Here is a 20,256-nt window from a genome sequence, read left to right on the forward strand (position 1 = left end):
ACAGAGGAGGTGTGCGATGAACAGATGGGGATTGGCCGTGTTGCTCGGCCTGCTGGGCAGCGCCGCCGTGGCGGCACCCAAGCCGTGCGAGGAACTCAAGCAGGAGATCGAGGTGAAGATCCAGGCCGCCGGGGTGACCGCCTATACGCTGGAGATCGTGCCGGCCGCCGAGGTGGAGGACCCGAACATGGTGGTCGGCACCTGCGAGAACGGCACGAAGAAGATCGTCTACCAGCGCAACGGGACCTGAGCCTTGCGTTGAATCTCCCGGGTTGAAGCCCGGGCTACCTGCCGAGAGCCCGAGTGCTAGCGCGCGAAGGCCTGGTGCATCTCCGCCAGGGTGGCGAAGTACCAGGCCGGGGCTTCCGCCATCAATTCCTCATGGCTGCCGAAACCGTAGCCGACGCCAATGGCCTGCAGGCCGTTTTCCCGGGCGCCGATCAGGTCGTGCTTGCGGTCGCCGATCATCAGTGTCTCGGCCGGGTCCAGCCCTTCCTCGTCCAGCAGGTGGCGGATCAGCTCCACCTTGTTGGTGCGGGTGCCGTCCAGCTCGCTGCCGTAGATCACCTTGAAGTGCTTGGCGAAATCGAAGTGCCGGGCGATCTCGCGGGCGAACACCGCCGGCTTGCTGGTGGCGATGTACAGGGTGCGGCCCTGCTCGCCGAGCATCCTCAGTAGTTCGGCGACGCCGTCGAACACGCGGTTCTCGTAGAGGCCGGTGACCTTGAAACGGTCGCGGTAGTGGTTCACCGCCTCCCAGGCACGGGGCTCGTCGAAGGCGTAGGTCTGCATGAAGCACTGCAGCAGCGGCGGGCCGATGAAGTGCTCCAGGCGCGCCAGGTCCGGCTCGTGGATATCCAGCTTGCCCAGGGCGTACTGGATCGAGCGGGTGATGCCCTCGCGCGGGTCGGTGAGGGTGCCATCGAGGTCGAAGAGGATGTTCTGCTGGTGCATGGCTTGAGGCGGTCTGTGCTCGGGGGTGGGCAGGATAGCGGGGTTGGCCGACCATGCCGAGCATCTGCTGGGCATGGCCGGCCGGTGGCGTCACTGGTCGTATCCCTCGGCGATATGCAGGTCCTTCAGCTTCACGTAGTTGGCGGCGCTGTAAGTGAAGAAGGCCTTTTCCTTGTCGCTCAGCGGGCGGGCCTGCTTCACCGGGCTGCCGACATAGAGGTAGCCGCTTTCCAGGCGCTTGCCCGGAGGTACCAGGCTGCCGGCGCCGATCACCACCTCGTCTTCCACCACGACGCCGTCCATGACGATGCTGCCCATGCCCACCAGGATGCGGTTGCCCAGGGTGCAGCCGTGCAGGGTGACCTTGTGTCCTATGGTCACATCGTCGCCGACGAGCAGGGGAAAGCCGTCCGGGTTGAAGGGACCGGCGTGGGTGATATGCAGGACACTGCCGTCCTGCACGCTGGTACGTGCCCCGATGCGGATACGGTGCATGTCGCCGCGAATCAGGGCGAAGGGCCAGACGGAGCTGTCATCGCCCAGTTCGACATCGCCGATGACCACGGCGGATCGGTCGACGAAAACCCGCTCGGCCAGCTGTGGAGCGGTGCCCCGGTAGGTTCTTATCGCGCTCATAGAAAGTCCTGTGGCTGCGTTGTGCGCCGATTGTAATTAAGATGAACGCCATCGACCCGGGTTAAACCTCGTGGCGCGTCGGTTGTCCCACTCATCAGGTGCACCCGGCGTAGGACCGTCAAAAATCTGGCAATGTGGCTGGCCGTCTCTGGAAAAGGAGAGAGTCCATGACTACCTTGCGTTTCAGATCCTCTGCGAACAGAACCAAAGTCGCAGCGGCCACGGTAACCCGTGAATCCCTCGAATCCCAGGTCGCCGCCTATCTGCGGCGTGGGGGCAGATCCAGAAGATCGCCCGGGGGGTGAGCGGGATGCCATTGAACGGTTCCTGGCACTTGTCCAGGCGCAGGAAATGATTCAGGAGGGGGCCTTGTGCCCCCTCTCTCTCTTTCCCGGTATCTACGCTCCATCAACCTTTCCAGACGCAACAGGTGAATGCCGTGAGCTCCAGCAATCCCCTCCTTCAGGACTTCGACCTGCCGCCCTACTCCGCCATCCGCCCGGAGCATGTAGAGCCCGCCATCGACACCATCCTCGCTGACAGCCGTGCCGCCATCGACGCGCTGCTCGCCCGCCAGGAAGGCACGCCCACCTGGCAAGGCCTGGTGCTGGCGCTGGACGAACTGGGCGAACGCCTGGGCCGCGCCTGGAGCCCCGTGAGCCACCTCAACGCCGTGTGCAACAGCGCCGAGCTGCGCAGCGCTTACGAGGCCTGCCTGCCCAAGCTGTCCGAGTACTGGACCGAGCTGGGCCAGAACCGCGAACTGTTCCAGGCCTACGAGGCCCTGGCCAGCAGCCCCGAGGCCGCCGGCTTCGACGTGGCGCAGAAGACCATCCTCGAACACGCCCTGCGCGACTTCCGCCTGTCCGGCATCGACCTGCCGAGCGACAAGCAGCAGCGCTATGGCGAAATTCAGATGAAGCTCTCCGAGCTCACCAGCCGCTTCTCCAACCAGCTGCTGGACGCCACCCAGGCCTGGACCAAGCACGTCAGCGACGAAGCCGCACTGGATGGCCTCACCGAATCCGCCCGCGCCCAGATGAAGCAGGCGGCCCAGGCCAAGGGCCTGGACGGCTGGCTGATCAGCCTGGAGTTCCCCAGCTATTACGCGGTGATGACCTACGCCAACGACCGCGCCCTGCGCGAAGAGGTCTACACCGCCTACTGCACCCGCGCCTCCGACCAGGGCCCCAACGCCGGCCAGAATGACAACGGCCCGGTGATGGAGCAGATCCTCGACCTGCGCCAGGAGCTGGCCGCCCTGCTCGGCTTCGGCAGCTACGCCGAACTGAGCCTGGCCACCAAGATGGCCGAGACCAGCGACCAGGTGCTGAGCTTCCTCCGCGACCTGGCCGTGCGCAGCAAGCCCTTCGCCAAGCAGGACCTCGACGAGTTGCGTGCCTTCGCCGCCGAACAGGGCCTGGACGACCTGCAGAGCTGGGACACCGGCTACTACGCCGAGAAGCTGCGTGAGCAGCGCTACAGCATTTCCCAGGAAATCCTCCGCGCCTACTTCCCCATCGACAAGGTGCTCACCGGCCTCTTCGCCATCGTGCAGAAGCTCTACGGCATCGAGATCCGCGAGCTGTCGGGCTTCGACACCTGGCACCCGGACGTGCGCCTGTTCGAGATCAGCGAGAACGGCCAGCACGTCGGCCGTTTCTTCTTCGACCTCTACGCCCGTGCCAACAAGCGCGGTGGTGCCTGGATGGACGGTGCCCGCGACAAGCGCCGCACGTCCGCCGGCACGCTGGTGAGCCCGGTGGCCAACCTGGTGTGCAACTTCACCCCGGCCGTGGGCGACAAGCCCGCGCTGCTGACCCACGATGAAGTCACCACCCTGTTCCACGAATTCGGCCACGGCCTGCACCACCTGCTGACCCGCGTCGAGCACGCCGGCGCCTCCGGCATCAACGGCGTGGCCTGGGATGCGGTCGAGCTGCCCAGCCAGTTTATGGAGAACTGGTGCTGGGAGCCGGAAGGCCTGGCGCTGATCTCCGGCCACTACCAGAGCGGCGAGGCCCTGCCCCAGGACCTGCTGGACAAGATGCTCGCCGCGAAGAACTTCCAGTCCGGCCTGATGATGGTGCGCCAGCTGGAGTTCTCCCTGTTCGACTTCGAGCTGCACGCCACCCACGGCGACGGCCGCAGCGTGCTGGAGGTGCTCGAAGGCATCCGCGCCGAGGTCTCGGTGATGCGCCCGCCGGCCTTCAACCGCTTCGCCAACAGCTTCGCGCACATCTTCGCCGGCGGTTACGCGGCCGGTTACTACAGCTACAAGTGGGCGGAAGTGCTCTCCGCCGATGCCTTCTCCAAGTTCGAGGAAGAGGGCGTGTTCAACCCCGACACCGGCCGCGCCTTCCGCGAGGCCATCCTCGCCCGTGGCGGCTCCCAGGAGCCCATGGTGCTGTTCGTCGACTTCCGCGGCCGCGAGCCCTCCATCGACGCCCTGCTGCGCCACCTCGGCCTGTCCGCGGAGGCCGCATGAGCGAAGGCCCCGTGAACGTCACCAAGAAACGCTTCATCGCCGGTGCCGTGTGCCCGGCGTGCAGCGAGCAGGACCGCATCCAGATGTGGGACGAGGACGGCGTACCGCACCGCCAGTGCGTGGCCTGCGGCTATGCCGATACCCTCAACGCCCAGGGCCAGTCCGTGCCCAAGGAGCTGGGGACGCGGGTCAACAAGGCTGTGCCCAAGCCGGCCGACCCCAAGGTCCAGGGCGTGCAGTTCTTCCCCAATCCCAAGCTGAAGAAACCCAGCGAGTGAATTGAAGGCCAGGGAGGGCCGATGACCCGTCTGATGCTCTGTGGCCTGCTGGCATTGGCCAGCGGCCTTGTCGTCGCCAGCGAAATCACCCGCGAGCCTGCGGCACTGCCCGCGCGTTATGGCGCCGCGTTGCCTCACAGCGCGGCCGACCTGCGGGCCTGGGACCAGGACACCCGCCGTTTCCCACCCGTCGCCCATGCCCTGGACCAGATCGCCGATGGCAGCGAGCCCTGGTTACAGCGCTGGCGTTCGGCAATGGCCCAGGTCCGCCCGACGGAGGCCGTCGCGGTCGAGCGCCTGTGGCAATCGCACTTGCAGTTCAGCGAGCTGTCACCGGCGTTCTGCACCTTCGCCCGGCGCAGCCTGCAAGGGCCGGACGACCTGATCCGCCGCATCGTCTCCGTACCTTTCGCAAAGGGCTGCGCCCAGGCATCGGACCGTCCCTTGCTGTTGCGCCCGGATACGCCGGCCCGCGCGGTGCTGGCGTTCTACGCCGGGCAGGAAGCGCCCTTGCCCGCTTTCGAGCCGCGCCTGGAGCAGGCCGTCACCGCGATGATCCCGAGCGCTGAAGCCTATGAGCTGCGCGCCGCCGCCTTCACCCTCGTGCACCTGAAACAGGCCGAGGCCAACCGTGCGTTGTTGCGCATCCATGGGCGGATCACCGACCAGGACAAGGCCGACCAGGTCGCACTGGCTTTCCTGCGGAGCGACGACCCTCAGGGACGCGCACTGGCGCAGGCGGCCTGCCAGCGTCGCCTGCGCGATCCGATGTGCAGCCCCTCGCCGCACTACGGGGCAGAGGCTCAGGGCGAGGACGAGCCGCACGTCGACAGGGCTCTTGTCGCGCGTCGCATCGCCGAGCTGGCTACCCTCGGCTTCAGCCGGGTGCAGGCGCTCAAGGTGGATGAGCAGGCCAGTGCCGACCCGGAGTTCCTGCTGAGTGCCGCCGACTACCTGTACGGCTTCGACACCGAGACCGGGATGTTCCCCAACCAGCACGATTCGCTGTTGCGGCGCCTGGCGCGCCTGGCCGGGTCGACGCTGCAGGATGTGGTGTTCGAGGAGCGCTACCCGGCGGACGACCAGGGCCCCTACCGGCTGAGTGCCTATGCCGATGGCTCGGTCTATCGCCTGGAAGCGCAGAACTACGGCGACTGGTACGACGTCCAGGCCGTGCTGCAACTGCTGCAGCGAGTCGCCGATGACCGCCGGCTGGACGTGGCATTTGTGCCGCTGGCCAGTGGCGACCAGATGTCGCTGGTGCTGGCCGGCCCCAATGCTGCGGTGAGCGCGGCATTCGAGCGCGGCCTGTTGCAGCGGGCTGAACCGGAGCAGGCGATGGAAAGCGGCAAGGCATTCGAGGCGGAAGTCATCCAGGGGCTGCAGCGCCAGCAGCCTTGAGCGTGGCGCTTATGACAGTGTTAGATTCCGACACCCAGGTGGATCTTCCCCTGCGTGTACAAGGGTTCAGAGAGGGCGTCATGTGGCACTTGGTATGCGGTGACAACGCGGTCGAAGGCGTCGCCTTCGTGCTTGGCGAGGAGGTGGCGCGGCAGTTCCTGCGGGTGCTGCGCGATGACCTCGCCGTCGGCCCGCTGAGCGGCATCGAACAGCCGCCCTGTACCCGCCGTGCCGCCTTCTGGCGCGCGGTATGGCCGGTTGCGGTGCAGCCGGTGCCGGACTTCGAAAGTGGCCTGGGCGAAGACGCCCAATGGCTCGCCGGCCTGGCCGGGCAGAGTCATGCGGTCACCGTCTGGCATGGCGACAGCGCCTCCGAGCAACTGCTGCTGGCCCGCATCGCGGCGGCCCTGGAGCACAGCGAGCTGCCCCTCTGGGAAGTGCCCTGCGGCAGCGGCGACAGCCGCGTGGCCAGCCGCCGCGCGGTGGCCATGCGGGCGCCGGCCGAACTCGCCGAGCTGTACCTGCCCAAACTGGTGGGGCCGGAGCGCCGCCAGCAACTGGCCAACCAGTGGCGTGGCGTACTGGCCGAGGGCGCGGGCATCCGCCGCTGGCGCGAGGGGGCCTTCCAGGGTGAAGACTTCAGCTTTATCGATGCCGACCTGCTGGAGCGCTGCACCCCTGAATGGCGCCCGCTGGGCCGGGTGATGGCCGATGTCATGGGCCATTGCGACGGCTTCTTCGCCACCGACTTCTTCCTCTTCTGGCGCGCTCGGGAACTGGCCGTCCAGGGCCGGGTCCAGATCGAGGGCGAACCCGGTGCCAATGGCTACGGCGGCCTGCAGGTGCGCCTGCCCGGTTGATTCCGGGCTGCACTCATTCCTTCGAGCCGGAGGCTTCATGCACGGACCCGACCCCCGCAACCCGCATCCCATGGCGGGCTTCCCGCAGGTCTGCTTCATCCGCAACACGGTGAACAACCCGCAGATCGAGATCGGCGAATACACCTATTACGACGACCCGGATGACTCGGAGAACTTCGAGCGCAACGTGCTCTATCTCTTCCCCTTCATCGGCGATCGCCTGGTGATCGGGCGCTTCTGCGCCATCGCGCGCGGGGTGAAGTTCATCATGAACGGCGCCAACCACAAGCTCTCCGGCTTCTCCACCTACCCCTTCCAGATCTTCGGCGGTGGCTGGGAGCGGCACATGCCGGAGCTGTCCGAGTTTCCCAACAAGGGCGACACCCTGATCGGCAACGACGTGTGGATCGGCTACGAGGCGCTGATCATGCCCGGGGTGAAGATCGGTGATGGCGCCATCATTTCCTCGCGCTCGGTGGTGACCCGCGACGTGGCGCCCTACAGCATCGTCGGCGGCAACCCGGCCGAACCGCTGAAGCGGCGCTTCCCCGATGAAGTGGTGGAACGCCTGCTCGCCCTGGCCTGGTGGGACTGGCCGGTGGAGAAGATCAGCCGGCACATGGCGGCGATCATGGCCGCCGATCTCGACGCCCTGGAGCGCTGCGCCCGGGAAGGCTGAGGCGAACTGCGTCACTTCCGCCGAGCGGGCACCTTGCCCCGGCGCGGGGCCGGGAGTAGTTTTCCCTGCTGTGCCCCGCTGCACAGGGAGCCGTCGCAGAGGGCGGCAATACAGCAAGGAGACCCCAGGTGCCCACCTTTACCCGCAACAAACTTCCGGTCGTCGGCAGCCTCGAACTGGTGGTCGGCAACGTGCTCAAGCTGAAGCTCAACGGCCTGGGGCCGGGCAAGAAGCATTACCGCATCAAGAGCGCCAACACCTGCCTGGAAGTGAAGCAGGACGCCAACGACCGCCAGAGCGAGCAGAGCATCACCATCAAGGCCCTGCGCGCCTGCCAGTCGGTGCGCGTCGAAGCCTTTTCCGCCGTCGATGACCTGCCCTCGGGCATCCACGTGGTCATCACCGTGCTGGAAGCGCTGACGCTGCCCGATGGCAAGACCGACGAAGGCTGCCTCGCGCGCCTGTTGCTGGCCGAGTCGGTGGTGCCGAAGAACGCGGGAGGCCTGGAGGAGGCGCTGTTCTCCATGCAGCTGATGCGCCAGGTGATCGAGAACCGCATGGCGTTCTCCGAACCGAAGCACTTCGGCAAGCCCGCCAACAAGACCATGACCGGCTTCATCACCGCCCGTGACCCGCTGCAGTTCGAGGGGTTCGGCAACTATCCGGCCATCGGCGCCAAGGAAGGCAAGATCGACAGCTACCTGCGGTTGGCCAACGATGGCAGCGACCTGCGTTTCTCCTTCGTCCGCCAGCATGTGCAGAACGCGCTGGACGTGGCGGCGGGCAAGAGTGTCGCCAAGCCCTACAAGCCGCCGGTCTATGGCTGGATGACCGAAGGCAGCGACCCGGGCGGCTACTTCATCAAGGCGGTGGACAAGGGTGGCCAGACCTTCTTCAGCCTCACCCAGGCCTTTATCGACAACCCCAACAACCCGGGTAAACCGAAGAAATGAACAGCTCACGCCTGGCCGGACTCTTCTCCGGCGCCCTGCTTTTCGTCACCCTCGGTGCCTGCGCGGCCGAGTCCTTCGGCCCGTCGATCTACACCGGCCAGGTGGCGCGTTTCGACATCGCCGAGGACAAGGCCTTCGCCGACCCCGAGCAGGACATGCGCTACCTGCTGGTGCAGGCCAAGCGCAACGACAGCGCCAACCACTTCTGCGTGGTCGGCTACCAGTGGCCGGATGGCAAGCGCAAGGCGGCGGTGCATTGGCAGGAAGGCCAGCGCATCGTCCTGTGGACCGGCAAATCCGGCGTGAGCGATGCGTTCAAGTACGCCGACTCCATGGCCATGGCCAACAGCGTGGACCTCAAGGACGGCCTGGTGGACACCGACGAGCAGCGCTTCGGCAGCAGCTTCCTGCAACTGCGCTCCTCGGCCGAGGGCACCCTCGCCGACTGCAAGGCCCACGGCCGCCAATACCTGATCGAGCCCTTCACCCCGCCGAGCGAGTCCGACGAGGACGAGTAGGGCTTTCCGACGAAAACCGGCTGGCGCAGGACGCTGTAAGAATATACTGTTCATGCATACAGTATTTTCCGGAGCGCCTCGCCATGTCCGTCACCCTCCCGCCCCGTGGCCGGGGCACCGGCAGCAACCCGTTCAACCGTTTCGCCCCGACCCTCTCGGTGGCCGAGGACGACGGCTGGTACCAGGAGGTGCCGCCAACCCGCGCCACCGAAGTGCGCATCGAGACGGCCAAGAGCATCATCGCCCGCAACCAGTCGCCCGACCTGCCCTTCGACCGCTCGATAAACCCCTATCGCGGCTGTGAACACGGCTGCATCTACTGCTATGCGCGGCCCAGCCACGCCTATTGGGACATGTCCCCGGGCATCGATTTCGAAACCCGGCTGATCGCCAAGACCAACGCCGCCGCCCTGCTGGAGCAACAGCTGAGCAAGCCCGGCTACCAGTGCGCGCCCATCGCCCTGGGTGCCAATACCGACCCTTACCAACCCATCGAGCGCGAGCATCGCCTGACCCGGCAGATACTCGAAGTGCTACTGCGCTACCGCCACCCATTGACCATCGTCACCAAGGGCTCGCTGGTGCTGCGCGATCTCGACCTGTTGAGCCAGCTGGCCGAGCAGCGCCTGGTCAAGGTGATGATCAGCCTCACCACCCTCGACGACGAACTCAAGCGCGTGCTCGAGCCCCGCGCCGCCGCGCCCTCCGCGCGCCTGCGGGCGATCCGCGTGCTGCGTGAAAACCGTATTCCGGTGGGCGTGCTCTGCTCGCCGATGATCCCGATGATCAACGACAGCGAGCTGGAAAGCCTGCTGGAAGCCGCCCGCGACGCCGGTGCGCGCAGCGCCTCCTACATGCTGGTGCGCCTGCCCCGGGAGGTGGCGCCGCTGTTCGAGGAGTGGCTGCAGGCCCACTACCCGCAACGGGCTGCCCATGTGATGAGCATCATCCGCCAGTGCCGGGGCGGCGAGGTCTACGACAGCCGCTTCGGCAAGCGCTTCAGCGGTGAAGGCGCCTTCGCCCAGCTGCTGGCCCAGCGCTTCGCCGTCGCCATGCGCCGCCTGGGCCTGGAGAAACGTGGCGACGTGGCGCTGGACTGCTCGCGCTTCTGTCCGCCTGGGGGGCAGATGGCGTTGCTGTGAGCGAAAGGATGGGCGGAAGGGCTTTTGCGGGGCCGAAGTGTGACCGGAACACGCCGAACGGTGTCCTGTAGGGGGTCGGATAAATCCGACTATATCGGTAAAGTAATCCCACTTTCCCCTACAGAGTCCCAAGGCGAACGAGGTCGGCATGAGCGACGAGCACGATACCCCGCAAACCCAGGAAAGCGCTGAAGAAGCGCTGCGCAACATCGTCGAAGGTTTCCAGCGTTTCCGCGATCAGGTCTACCCGGAGCAGGAAGAGCTGTTCAAGCGCCTGGCCCATGAGCAGAAACCCCGCGCCATGTTCATCACCTGCGCCGACTCGCGAATCGTCCCGGAACTGATCACCCAGAGCTCCCCCGGCGACCTGTTCGTCACCCGCAACGTCGGCAACGTGGTACCGCCCTACGGGCAGATGAACGGTGGCGTTTCCACCGCCATCGAGTTCGCCGTCATGGCCCTCGGCGTGCACCACATCATCATCTGCGGCCACTCCGACTGCGGCGCCATGAAGGCGGTGCTCAACCCCGAGCAGCTGGAGCGCATGCCCACCGTCAAGGCCTGGCTGCGCCATGCCGAAGTGGCCCGCACCGTGGTCGCCGAGAACTGCGGCTGCGCCAACCACGAAACCCTCGGTGTGCTCACCGAGGAGAACGTGGTGGCCCAGCTCGACCACCTGCGCACCCACCCCTCGGTGGCGGCGCGCCTGGCCAGCGGCCAGCTGTTCATCCATGGCTGGGTCTACGACATCGAGACCGCCGCCATCCGCGCCTACGACGCCGAGAGCGGTCGCTTCCGCACCATCGGTGATGGCCCGCTGCCGATGGCCACGCCCCGCGCCCGCTACCTGTGAGCCCCGGCGCCCCGGCTGCGGCCGGGGCGCCGTCCGTTCCCTTCCTTCCTCTCGTGGCTGCGCTTTCGCTGCGTCGAACTTCTGCACGGTCGTCCCATCACCAGTCCGGGCTGGCAGACTGCTATCGGCCATTCGTCTGTAATGCTCATTCCAGAGCGGTTTCTTCAGTTTGAGTTAAGTCTGCGCGCCTAAGGTTTTTCTCCATCCCGACCGCCCGGTCGGGTTGCAATCTGCCATCAAGCGGCAGGTCACGAGGGCCATCGGCCCGCTCGGAACGCAAACAGGAGAAACCATGAACCAGGACATCCGCAGCATCCCGCCCGCCCCCTCCGACGACATCGACGCCCAGGCCGCCTTCGACACCCTTGTGCAGGGCTGCCGGCGCTTTCGCGAGGAGACCTTCCCCCGGCAACGCGCCCTCTTCCAGCAGCTGGCGCAGCGCCAGTCGCCGCGGGCCATGTTCATCACCTGCGCCGACTCGCGGGTGGCCCCTGAGCTGATCACCCACAGCGCGCCGGGCGATCTCTTCGTTACCCGCAACGTCGGCAACCTGGTGCCGCCCTACGGCCAGATGAACGGTGGCGTCTCCACCGCCATCGAGTACGCGGTCATGGCCCTGGGCGTGCAGCACCTCATCGTCTGCGGCCATTCCGACTGCGGCGCCATGAAGGCGGTGCTGGCCCCGGAATCCCTGAACGGCATGCCCACCGTCAGCGCCTGGCTGCGCCACGCCGAGGTGGCCCGCAGCCTGGTGGAACGCAACTGCGATTGCGTGGGCCACGATGCCCTCGGCGTGCTCACCGAGGAGAACGTGGTGGCCCAGCTCGACCACCTGCGCACCCATCCGGCGGTGGCCGCGCGCCTGGCCGCCGGCCAGCTGTTCATCCACGGCTGGGTCTACGACATCGAGACCGCCGCCATCCGCGCCTACGACGCCGAGGCCGGCCGCTTCCGGCCGCTGGAGCAAGGCCGCGCCGCCATGGCGACACCGCGCCCGCGCTACCTGGCGTCCTGACGCCCCTCCCCATACGCCGTGGCGGCCGAGACCGCCGCGCGTCCCCCTTTCGTGCCGCAGGAGATCGCGACATGCGCCTTGCTTCCCTTCAATCCACGCTACCCCGGGACCTGCTGGCCTCGGTGGTGGTCTTCCTCGTCGCCCTGCCACTGTGCATGGGCATCGCCATCGCCTCCGGCATGCCGCCGGCCAAGGGCCTGATCACCGGCATCGTCGGCGGCCTGGTGGTCGGCTGGCTGGCGGGCTCGCCGTTGCAGGTCAGCGGGCCGGCGGCGGGCCTCGCCGTGCTGGTCTTCGAGCTGGTGCGCGAGCACGGCATGGCCATGCTCGGGCCGATCCTGGTGCTGGCCGGGCTGTTGCAGCTGTGCGCAGGCCGCCTGCGCCTGGGCTGCTGGTTCCGGGTCACGGCGCCAGCGGTGGTCTACGGCATGCTCGCCGGCATCGGCGCGCTCATCGTGATGTCGCAGGTGCATGTGATGTTCGATGCCAGGCCCCACGCCTCGGGTCTGGAGAACCTGCTGGCGTTCCCCGAGACGCTGATCAACGCGCTCGCCCAGGTCGGTTCCGGCGGCGGCCTGGCCGCCGCGGCGCTGGGCCTGGGCACCATCGCCTGCATGTGGGGCTGGGAGCGCTGGCGCCCGCAGTCGCTGCGTTTCCTGCCCGGCGCGCTGATCGGTGTCAGCCTGGCGACCTTGGCCAGCCTGGCCCTGGCGCTCGATGTGCAACGGGTGACGGTGCCGGCCACCCTGGGCGAAGCCATCGACTGGCTGCGACCGGCCGACCTGCTCGGCCTGGCCGACCCGCAGATCCTTTTGGCGGCGCTGGTGGTGGCCTTCGTCGCCAGTGCCGAGACGCTGCTTTCCGCCGCCGCCGTAGACCGCATGCACGCTGGGCCGCGCTCCGACCTGGACCGCGAGCTGTCGGCCCAGGGCGTGGGCAACCTGCTCTGTGGCGTACTCGGCGCGCTGCCCATGACCGGGGTGATCGTGCGCAGCTCGGCCAACGTCCAGGCCGGCGCCCGCACGCGCTTGTCCGCCGTGCTGCACGGTGCCTGGCTGCTGGCTTTCGTGGCGCTGTTGCCGGCGGTACTGCAGAGCATCCCGGTGGCCGCCCTGGCCGGCGTGCTGGTGTTCACCGGCTTCAAGCTGGTGGATGCCAAGGCCATGCGCAGCCTCTCGCGCTACGGTCGCGCACCCTTGCTGATCTATGCCGCCACGGCACTGGGCATCGTCGCCTTCGACCTGCTCAGCGGCGTGCTCATCGGCTTCGCCCTGACCCTGGCCAAGCTGGCCTGGAAGGCTTCGCGCCTGAAAGTCGCCCTGGTGCAGGGTGCCCCCGGCGAGGCCGAGCTGCGCCTGGCCGGCGCCGCTACCTTCCTGCGGGTGCCGCAGCTGGCGCGGGTGCTGGAGGGGGTGGAGCCGGGCACGCGGCTGCAGGTGCCGCTGGATAACCTCAGTTACATCGACCATGCCTGCATGGAACTGCTGGAGGATTGGGGGCGCGCCGCGCAGCGCCAGGGTGGGGCCCTGCAGATCGAGCCCTGTGCCCTGAACCGGCGCCTGGAGGGACGGCTGCTCAGCCTGCGCGGCCGCGCCGTCTGAAGATCAGCTGGCGGCGCGTTGTGCCTGGTCCAGCTGCAGTTCGACGCCGAGCTGGCGCGAGAGGCAGGGCCAGCGCTTCCACGCCGCTTCCACCTTTGGGTCGTGCAGCCTGTCGCGGTAGTGCTGCACCGAGGCGCGCTCGAACACTGCCTCGTCGAGCATGCCGTCCACTGCATGGTGCACGGCTTCGTCCAGCTGGTTGGCGAAGGGTTCGCCGATCAGCCGGTGGGCGATGAGGTTGGCCACGGTGGTGTCCAGGGGGATCAGCGGTTCGCCGAGGTGGGCGATGTAGCGGTCGTTGACTTCCTCCACCAGGCGGTGGGCGAGGTAGGCCTCGTCAAGCAGGCCGTCCAGGCCCTCGTGGCCTTCCACCATGCTCGGCGGCTGCAGGAAGAACTGCTCGGCCACCTTCAGCACCGGCTTCACCTGGGCCTCGATACCGGCTTCGCGGGCGACATTGGCGGCAGCATCGAGCACGTCCGGCACCTGTTCGATATAAGCGCTGACGAAGCGCGCCAGCACGCCCTGGGCGTCGTCGTCGGGCAGGCGGATGGCGGGGTGGAGGCGGTCCAGCTGGGTGGAGAGGATGCGCGCCAGGTGCCCGCTCCGGGCTTCCTGTTCGTGGGCTCGCTGGATGAGTTCGCGCAGGGCGAGGGTATTCATGACTGCTCCTGGATAGGACATGGATCGAAGGGAGGGGAAGACACAACTTAGCTCGCCTCGGCGGCCAGCTAAGACCCGATTGTCATAATGCCGCAATGCTTATGCATGGTCGCGATAACGGGCACCGCGCGCTCCCGCCAACCCCGCGCCAGCCGTGGCGTTTAGGACAAGGCTTGCGGCCCTTGCGCCAATTTTCCCATCGCGTTGCCAGCTTCAAGTCGGTGTCTATACTCCGACTCGAAAGGCGATACCTGATGACACCCGACTGTGCACCACGTGCTGAAGGTCGGCCGTTAAAGTCAGCCGTATTAACGACCGCTCCCTTAGCCGCTGGCCCAGCCGGCGGGATAACAAGAACGATAAGGGGAACCCGCAATGATGCGACATCCACGAGTCTGGATGGGACTCCTGCTGTGGTCGATTTTCAGCCAGGCGCAGGCCGCCTGGACCGTCAACATGACGCCCGGTGCCACCGAGGTCAGTCGTACCGTTTTCGATCTGCACATGACCATCTTCTGGATCTGCGTCGTCATCGGCGTGATCGTGTTCGGTGCCATGTTCTGGTCGATGATCATCCACCGTCGCTCCACCGGCCAGGAGCCGGCGCATTTCCACGAGAGCACCACGGTGGAGATCCTCTGGACGGTCGTGCCCTTCGTCATCCTGGTGCTGATGGCGATACCTGCCACCAAGACCCTGATCGACATCTACGACAGTTCCGAATCCGAGCTGGATATCCAGGTCACCGGCTACCAGTGGAAGTGGAACTACAAGTACCTGGGCCAGGACGTCGAATTCTTCAGCAACCTCGCCACCCCCGCCGAGCAGATCCACAACAAGGCGGAGAAGGACGAGCACTACCTGCTGGAGGTGGACGAGCCGCTGGTGATCCCGGTGGGCACCAAGGTGCGCTTCCTGATCACCGCCGCCGACGTCATCCACTCCTGGTGGGTACCGGCGCTGGCGGTCAAGCGTGACGCCATCCCCGGCTTCGTCAACGAAGCCTGGACACGCATCGACAAGCCCGGCATCTACCGCGGCCAGTGCGCCGAGCTGTGCGGCAAGGACCACGGCTTCATGCCCATCGTGGTCGAGGCCAAGTCCAAGGAGGACTTCGCCAAGTGGCTCGCCGGCCGCAAGGAAGAGGTGGCCAAGCTCAAGGAGCTGACCGACAAGGAGTGGACGCTCGAAGAGCTCACCGCCCGTGGCGACAAGGTCTACCACACCACCTGCGCCGCCTGTCACCAGGCCGAGGGCCAGGGCATGCCGCCCATGTTCCCGGCGCTCAAGGGCTCGAAGATCGCCACCGGGCCGAAGGAAGACCACCTCAGCATCGTCTTCCACGGCAAACCCGGCACCGCGATGGCCGCCTTCGGCAAGCAGCTGTCGGAAGTCGATATCGCCGCCGTCATCACCTACGAACGCAACGCCTGGGGTAACGCCAAGGGCGACATGGTGACGCCGAAAGAAGTGCTTGCGCTCAAGCAAGCCGAGGAGAAATGACATGAGTGCAGTGATCGACCACGATCATGCCGGGCATGATCACCACCACGGCCCGGCCAAGGGCCTGATGCGCTGGGTGCTCACCACCAACCACAAGGACATCGGCACCATGTACCTGTGGTTCGCCTTCGCCATGTTCCTCCTCGGGGGTTCCATGGCGATGGTGATCCGCGCCGAGCTGTTCCAGCCCGGGCTGCAGATCGTCGAACCGGCCTTCTTCAACCAGATGACCACCATGCACGGCCTGATCATGGTCTTCGGCGCGGTGATGCCGGCCTTCGTCGGCCTGGCCAACTGGATGATCCCGCTGATGGTCGGCGCGCCGGACATGGCCCTGCCGCGCATGAACAACTTCAGCTTCTGGCTGTTGCCCGCCGCCTTCGGCCTGCTCATCAGCACCCTGTTCACCGCCGGCGGCGGGCCCAACTTCGGCTGGACCTTCTACGCGCCGCTGTCCACTACCTACGCGCCGGAGAGCGTCACCTACTTCATCTTCGCCATCCACCTGATGGGCATCAGCTCGATCATGGGCGCGATCAACGTGATCGCCACCATCCTCAACCTGCGTGCCCCAGGCATGACCCTGATGAAGATGCCGCTGTTCGTCTGGACCTGGCTGATCACCGCCTTCCTGCTTATCGCGGTGATGCCGGTGCTGGCGGGCTGCGTGACCATGATGCTGATGGACATCCACTTCGGCACCAGCTTCTTCAGCGCGGCCGGCGGCGGCGACCCGGTGCTGTTCCAGCACGTGTTCTGGTTCTTCGGCCACCCCGAGGTGTACATCATGATCCTGCCCGCCTTCGGCGCGGTCAGCTCGATCATCCCGGCCTTCGCGCGCAAGCCGCTGTTCGGCTACACCTCGATGGTCTACGCCACGGCCTCCATCGCCTTCCTTTCCTTCATCGTCTGGGCGCACCACATGTTCGTGGTCGGCATCCCGCTGACCGGCGAGCTGTTCTTCATGTACGCCACCATGCTGATCGCCGTGCCCACCGGGGTGAAGGTGTTCAACTGGGCCAGCACCATGTGGCAGGGCTCGATGACCTTCGAGACACCGATGCTGTTCGCGGTGGCCTTCGTCATCCTCTTCACCATCGGCGGCTTCTCCGGGCTGATGCTGGCCATCGCCCCGGCGGACTTCCAGTACCACGACACCTACTTCGTGGTGGCCCACTTCCACTACGTGCTGGTGCCCGGCGCCATCTTCGGCATCTTCGCCTCGGCCTATTACTGGCTGCCGAAGTGGACCGGCCACATGTACGACGAGACCCTCGGCAAGCTGCATTTCTGGATGAGCTTCATCGGCATGAACATGGCGTTCTTCCCCATGCACTTCGTGGGGCTGGCCGGCATGCCGCGACGCATCCCGGACTACAACCTGCAGTTCGCCGACTTCAACATGATCTCCTCCATCGGCGCCTTCACCTTCGGCGCCACCCAGCTGCTCTTCCTGTTCATCGTCATCAAGTGCATCCGTGGCGGCAAACCCGCACCGGCCAAGCCATGGGACGGTGCCGAAGGGCTGGAGTGGACCGTGCCCTCGCCGGCGCCGTACCACACCTTCAGCACCCCGCCGGAGGTGAAGTGAGATGAGCGGGGAACTGAACAATCGCCGCCTGATTCCACGCCTGCTGGTGCTGGTGGTGGCGATGTTCGGCTTCGGTTTCGCCCTGGTGCCGATCTACGAAGTGATGTGCGTGGCCTTCGGCATCAACGGCAAGACCAATGCCTCCGCCTACGAAGGCAGCCAGGCGCTGGACGAGCAACGCCAGGTGCGGGTGCAGTTCCTCGCCACCAACTCGGCGGACATGACCTGGGAATTCCGCTCCAAGGCGGACGACCTGGTGGTGCACCCGGGGCCAGCAACGAGATGCTGTTCATCGCCCACAACACGACGGACAAGCCCATGACCGCCCAGGCGGTGCCGAGCATCTCGCCGTCCAAGGCTGCCGCGTACTTCCACAAGACCGAATGCTTCTGCTTCACCCAGCAGGTCCTGCAACCGGGCGAGCGCATCGAAATGCCGGTGCGCTTCATCGTCGACCGCGACCTGCCGCCCGACGTGCACCACCTGACACTCGCTTACACGCTGTTCGATATCACGGCCCGCAAGCCCCCGGTCGCCAAGACCGGCAGCTGACGCGCCGACAAGGAGAACAACAACGATGGCAAGTCACGAGCAGTATTACGTTCCCGCCCAGAGCAAATGGCCGATCATCGCCACCATCGGCATGCTCGTCACCGTCTACGGCCTGGGCACCTGGTTCAACGACCTCAAGGCCGCCCGCCCGGATTCCAACGGCCCGCTGATCTTCTTCGTCGGCGCCCTGTGCCTGGCGTACATGCTGTTCGGCTGGTTCGGCGCGGTGATCAAGGAAAGCCGCGGCGGGCTCTACAGCCCGCAGATGGACCGCTCGTTCCGCTGGGGCATGAGCTGGTTCATCTTCTCCGAGGTGATGTTCTTCGCCGCCTTCTTCGGCGCGCTGTTCTACGTGCGCACCTGGGCCGGTCCCTGGCTCGGCGGCGAGGGCGACAAGGGTGTGGCCAACATGCTCTGGCCCAACTTCCAATACACCTGGCCGCTGCTCAACACCCCCGACCCGAAACTCTTCCCCGGGCCCAAGGAGGTGATCGACCCCTGGCACCTGCCGCTGATCAACACCCTCCTGCTGGTGTCCTCCAGTTTCACCGTGACCTTCGCCCACCACGCGCTGAAGAAGGCCAACCGCAAGCTGCTGAAGATCTGGCTGGCGCTGACCATCCTCCTCGGCGTGGCCTTCCTCGCCCTGCAGGCCGAGGAATACATCCACGCCTACACCGAACTGGGCCTGACCCTCGGCTCGGGCATCTACGGCGCCACCTTCTTCATGCTCACCGGCTTCCACGGCGCCCACGTGACCATGGGCACGCTGATTCTCACGGTGATGCTGGTGCGCATCCTGCGCGGGCACTTCGACGCCGACCACCACTTCGGCTTCGAAGCCGCCAGCTGGTACTGGCACTTCGTCGACGTGGTCTGGGTGGGGCTGTTCATCTTTGTGTATGTGCTTTGAAAAAGCAGCTGGAAGCCGGAAGCGGGAAGCCCGAAGCAGTTCTTCTTCCAGCTTCTGGCTTCAAGCTTCCAGCTCTGGTTACCAGGTCGTATGCGACACCAGTTGGCCGCTGTAGAAGCCCCAGGCGACGAGGCCGAGGGTGAGAGCGGCAAGGACGACACGGACGGTGAGGGCGTTGACCACGCGTGAACCGCGGCCCTCGTCCTTGACCAGGAAGAACAGGCCGCTGAACAGGCTGACCACGGTGGCCAGCAGCATGAAAACGATAAGCGCCTTGAGCATGGGCGAATCCGGGGCAAGGGGGACGTTGTGCAGTATAGCCAGAGCTTTCCAGGCTCCAGGCCACGTCGGTTGAGGGCCTTCCGCCCCGGCCTCGTGCCCACCCTCGTGGTGCTGGCGCTGCTGCCCCTGCTCGTCGGCCTGGGCGTCTGGCAACTGTCCCGCGCCGAGGAGAAGCGCCAGCTGCTGGCCGGCTACGAAGCGCGTCGCAGCGCCGAACCCATCGCCATCACCGAACTCGAACGCCTGCCCGATCCGGCCTATGTGCGGGTGCGCCTGCAGGGCAGTTTCGATGACCAGCACAGCCTGCTGCTGGACAGCCGCATTCGCGCCGGCAAGCCCGGCGTCGAACTGCTGCAACCCTTCTACGACCAGGCCAGCGGGCTTTGGCTGCTGGTCAACCGGGGCTGGCTGCCCTGGCCGGACCGGCGCACCCCGCCGCAATTCGACACCCCGCACCAGCCCCTGGCCCTCGACGCCTGGGTCTATGTGCCGCCCGGCGCCGCCTTCGAGCTCAAGCACGTGGAAAGCGCCGAGTGGCCGCAACTGATCAACCAGGTCGAGCCACGTGCCCTGTGGCAGAAGCTCGGCCGTGGCGGCCTGCCCTTCGAGCTGCGCATCGAGCCCGGTTTCGCCGCCTATGAAGCCGACTGGCCGGTGGTGGCCATGGGGCCGGAAAAACACCTCGGTTACGCGGTGCAGTGGTTCGCCATGGCGGCGGCCCTCTGCGCCCTCTTCACCTATTTCGGTTTTCGCCAAGCACGGGAGTTAACGGATGAATCCAGCCCTCGCTCTGCCTGATACGCCGCCGCGCCGTACGCGCGGGCGCCTGCAGCTGCTGCTGATCCTCGCGGTGGTACTCGGCCCCATGGTGCTGGCCTCGGCCATGTACAAGCTGCGCTTCTGGGTGCCGGAGGGGCGCAGCTACCACGGCGCGCTGATCGGCAACGGCCAGACCCGCGCCGACCTCGGCGTGCAGGGCGCCGGGGAGCCTGCGCTGTGGCAGCTGCTGGTCACCGCCCCCCAGGCTTGCGAGGCCGACTGCCAGCAACTGGTGTACGTCGCTCGGCAGATCCACATCGGCCTGGGCCGCGAGGCCGAGCGCGGCAGCCACGCCTTCGCCGCCGCGCAGCCGCTGTCGGCGGACTACCAGCAAACCCTGGAGCGCGAATACCCGCGCCTGCAGCGCTACACGCTGGACCCGGCGGCCTATGGCAAGGCGGTGGAAAGCGACGTCACCGGCCCGCAGCTGTGGATCGTCGACCCCCATGGCAACCTGGTGCTGCGCTACGACGCGAAGATCAAGGGCAAGCAGATCCTCAACGACCTGCGGCACCTCATGAAGCTCTCGAATATAGGTTGAGGGCAGCGGCAAGC

The 20,256-nt window shown here is 66.4% G+C and carries 21 protein-coding genes and 1 pseudogene; 18 read left to right on the plus strand and 4 right to left on the minus strand.

What is annotated here, in order from left to right:
* The first annotated feature begins 16 nt into the window (after positions 1 to 16).
* Positions 17 to 250, plus strand: coding sequence for a DUF1161 domain-containing protein (locus tag PSm6_RS10265; protein WP_031287857.1), 234 nt, complete (start codon positions 17 to 19; stop codon positions 248 to 250).
* 56 nt (positions 251 to 306) lie between these two features.
* Here PSm6_RS10265 and PSm6_RS10270 read toward each other — a convergent pair whose 3' ends face one another.
* Both PSm6_RS10270 and PSm6_RS10275 read right to left on the minus strand, forming a co-directional pair.
* A complete protein-coding gene (locus tag PSm6_RS10270; protein WP_043241898.1) occupies positions 307 to 954 on the minus strand; it encodes an HAD family hydrolase in 648 nt (215 codons plus the stop codon).
* Between the two features lie 90 nt (positions 955 to 1,044).
* Positions 1,045 to 1,590: a gamma carbonic anhydrase family protein gene (locus PSm6_RS10275; protein ID WP_021219896.1), complete on the minus strand. Its 546-nt coding sequence runs from the start codon at positions 1,588 to 1,590 to the stop codon at positions 1,045 to 1,047.
* Positions 1,591 to 2,029: 439 nt separating this feature from the next.
* Here PSm6_RS10275 and prlC point away from each other — a divergent pair, with 439 nt between their 5' ends.
* From prlC to PSm6_RS10330, 11 genes are all read left to right on the plus strand, one after another.
* Positions 2,030 to 4,078 (plus strand): oligopeptidase A, encoded by a 2,049-nt coding sequence (prlC, locus tag PSm6_RS10280; protein ID WP_043241901.1) that lies wholly within the window; start codon positions 2,030 to 2,032, stop codon positions 4,076 to 4,078.
* Positions 4,075 to 4,356, plus strand: a complete 282-nt coding sequence (locus tag PSm6_RS10285) for a YheV family putative zinc ribbon protein (protein WP_021219893.1) — start codon at positions 4,075 to 4,077, stop codon at positions 4,354 to 4,356. Before prlC ends, PSm6_RS10285 begins: the two co-directional genes overlap by 4 nt.
* A gap of 21 nt (positions 4,357 to 4,377) precedes the next feature.
* On the plus strand, positions 4,378 to 5,757 hold the full coding sequence (locus PSm6_RS10290; protein WP_043241903.1) for a hypothetical protein: 1,380 nt from the start codon (positions 4,378 to 4,380) through the stop codon (positions 5,755 to 5,757).
* Positions 5,758 to 5,837: 80 nt separating this feature from the next.
* The gene (locus tag PSm6_RS10295) at positions 5,838 to 6,617 is read left to right on the plus strand and encodes a DUF3658 domain-containing protein (RefSeq protein WP_043241905.1); all 780 of its coding nucleotides are present in this window, start codon (positions 5,838 to 5,840) and stop codon (positions 6,615 to 6,617) included.
* 37 nt (positions 6,618 to 6,654) lie between these two features.
* Positions 6,655 to 7,296, plus strand: coding sequence for a Vat family streptogramin A O-acetyltransferase (locus PSm6_RS10300; RefSeq protein WP_043241907.1), 642 nt, complete (start codon positions 6,655 to 6,657; stop codon positions 7,294 to 7,296).
* Between the two features lie 128 nt (positions 7,297 to 7,424).
* The gene (locus PSm6_RS10305; protein ID WP_021219889.1) at positions 7,425 to 8,249 is read left to right on the plus strand and encodes a hypothetical protein; all 825 of its coding nucleotides are present in this window, start codon (positions 7,425 to 7,427) and stop codon (positions 8,247 to 8,249) included.
* A complete protein-coding gene (locus tag PSm6_RS10310) occupies positions 8,246 to 8,767 on the plus strand; it encodes a hypothetical protein (protein WP_021219888.1) in 522 nt (173 codons plus the stop codon). Before PSm6_RS10305 ends, PSm6_RS10310 begins: the two co-directional genes overlap by 4 nt.
* 83 nt (positions 8,768 to 8,850) lie before the next feature.
* Positions 8,851 to 9,909, plus strand: coding sequence for a PA0069 family radical SAM protein (locus PSm6_RS10315; protein WP_265170184.1), 1,059 nt, complete (start codon positions 8,851 to 8,853; stop codon positions 9,907 to 9,909).
* A gap of 148 nt (positions 9,910 to 10,057) precedes the next feature.
* Positions 10,058 to 10,762, plus strand: coding sequence for a carbonic anhydrase (locus PSm6_RS10320; protein ID WP_021219886.1), 705 nt, complete (start codon positions 10,058 to 10,060; stop codon positions 10,760 to 10,762).
* A 292-nt stretch (positions 10,763 to 11,054) separates the two neighbouring features.
* Positions 11,055 to 11,777, plus strand: a complete 723-nt coding sequence (locus PSm6_RS10325; protein ID WP_021219885.1) for a carbonic anhydrase — start codon at positions 11,055 to 11,057, stop codon at positions 11,775 to 11,777.
* A gap of 71 nt (positions 11,778 to 11,848) precedes the next feature.
* On the plus strand, positions 11,849 to 13,378 hold the full coding sequence (locus PSm6_RS10330; RefSeq protein WP_265170185.1) for a SulP family inorganic anion transporter: 1,530 nt from the start codon (positions 11,849 to 11,851) through the stop codon (positions 13,376 to 13,378).
* 3 nt (positions 13,379 to 13,381) lie between these two features.
* Here PSm6_RS10330 and PSm6_RS10335 read toward each other — a convergent pair whose 3' ends face one another.
* Positions 13,382 to 14,041 (minus strand): hypothetical protein, encoded by a 660-nt coding sequence (locus tag PSm6_RS10335; protein WP_043241913.1) that lies wholly within the window; start codon positions 14,039 to 14,041, stop codon positions 13,382 to 13,384.
* A gap of 375 nt (positions 14,042 to 14,416) precedes the next feature.
* Here PSm6_RS10335 and coxB point away from each other — a divergent pair, with 375 nt between their 5' ends.
* From coxB to PSm6_RS10355, 4 genes and pseudogenes are all read left to right on the plus strand, one after another.
* Positions 14,417 to 15,544, plus strand: coding sequence for a cytochrome c oxidase subunit II (gene coxB / locus PSm6_RS10340; protein ID WP_043241915.1), 1,128 nt, complete (start codon positions 14,417 to 14,419; stop codon positions 15,542 to 15,544).
* Position 15,545: 1 nt separating this feature from the next.
* Positions 15,546 to 17,135, plus strand: coding sequence for a cytochrome c oxidase subunit I (gene ctaD / locus PSm6_RS10345; protein ID WP_021219881.1), 1,590 nt, complete (start codon positions 15,546 to 15,548; stop codon positions 17,133 to 17,135).
* A gap of 1 nt (position 17,136) precedes the next feature.
* Positions 17,137 to 17,687 (plus strand): annotated as a pseudogene (locus PSm6_RS10350) (cytochrome c oxidase assembly protein).
* A gap of 25 nt (positions 17,688 to 17,712) precedes the next feature.
* The gene (locus tag PSm6_RS10355; protein ID WP_043241918.1) at positions 17,713 to 18,600 is read left to right on the plus strand and encodes a cytochrome c oxidase subunit 3; all 888 of its coding nucleotides are present in this window, start codon (positions 17,713 to 17,715) and stop codon (positions 18,598 to 18,600) included.
* 78 nt (positions 18,601 to 18,678) lie between these two features.
* On the opposite strand, the gene PSm6_RS10360 is transcribed toward PSm6_RS10355, so the two are convergent.
* On the minus strand, positions 18,679 to 18,882 hold the full coding sequence (locus PSm6_RS10360; RefSeq protein WP_021219878.1) for a twin transmembrane helix small protein: 204 nt from the start codon (positions 18,880 to 18,882) through the stop codon (positions 18,679 to 18,681).
* Between the two features lie 69 nt (positions 18,883 to 18,951).
* Between PSm6_RS10360 and PSm6_RS10365 the strand changes: the two genes are divergently transcribed.
* On the plus strand, positions 18,952 to 19,680 hold the full coding sequence (locus tag PSm6_RS10365) for an SURF1 family protein (RefSeq protein ID WP_021219877.1): 729 nt from the start codon (positions 18,952 to 18,954) through the stop codon (positions 19,678 to 19,680).
* Positions 19,655 to 20,242, plus strand: a complete 588-nt coding sequence (locus PSm6_RS10370; protein WP_021219876.1) for a PA_0111/PP_0108 family redox-active disulfide protein — start codon at positions 19,655 to 19,657, stop codon at positions 20,240 to 20,242. Before PSm6_RS10365 ends, PSm6_RS10370 begins: the two co-directional genes overlap by 26 nt.
* Positions 20,243 to 20,256: the final 14 nt, after the last annotated feature.

Source organism: Pseudomonas solani (assembly GCF_026072635.1).
Lineage (GTDB): Bacteria > Pseudomonadota > Gammaproteobacteria > Pseudomonadales > Pseudomonadaceae > Metapseudomonas > Metapseudomonas solani.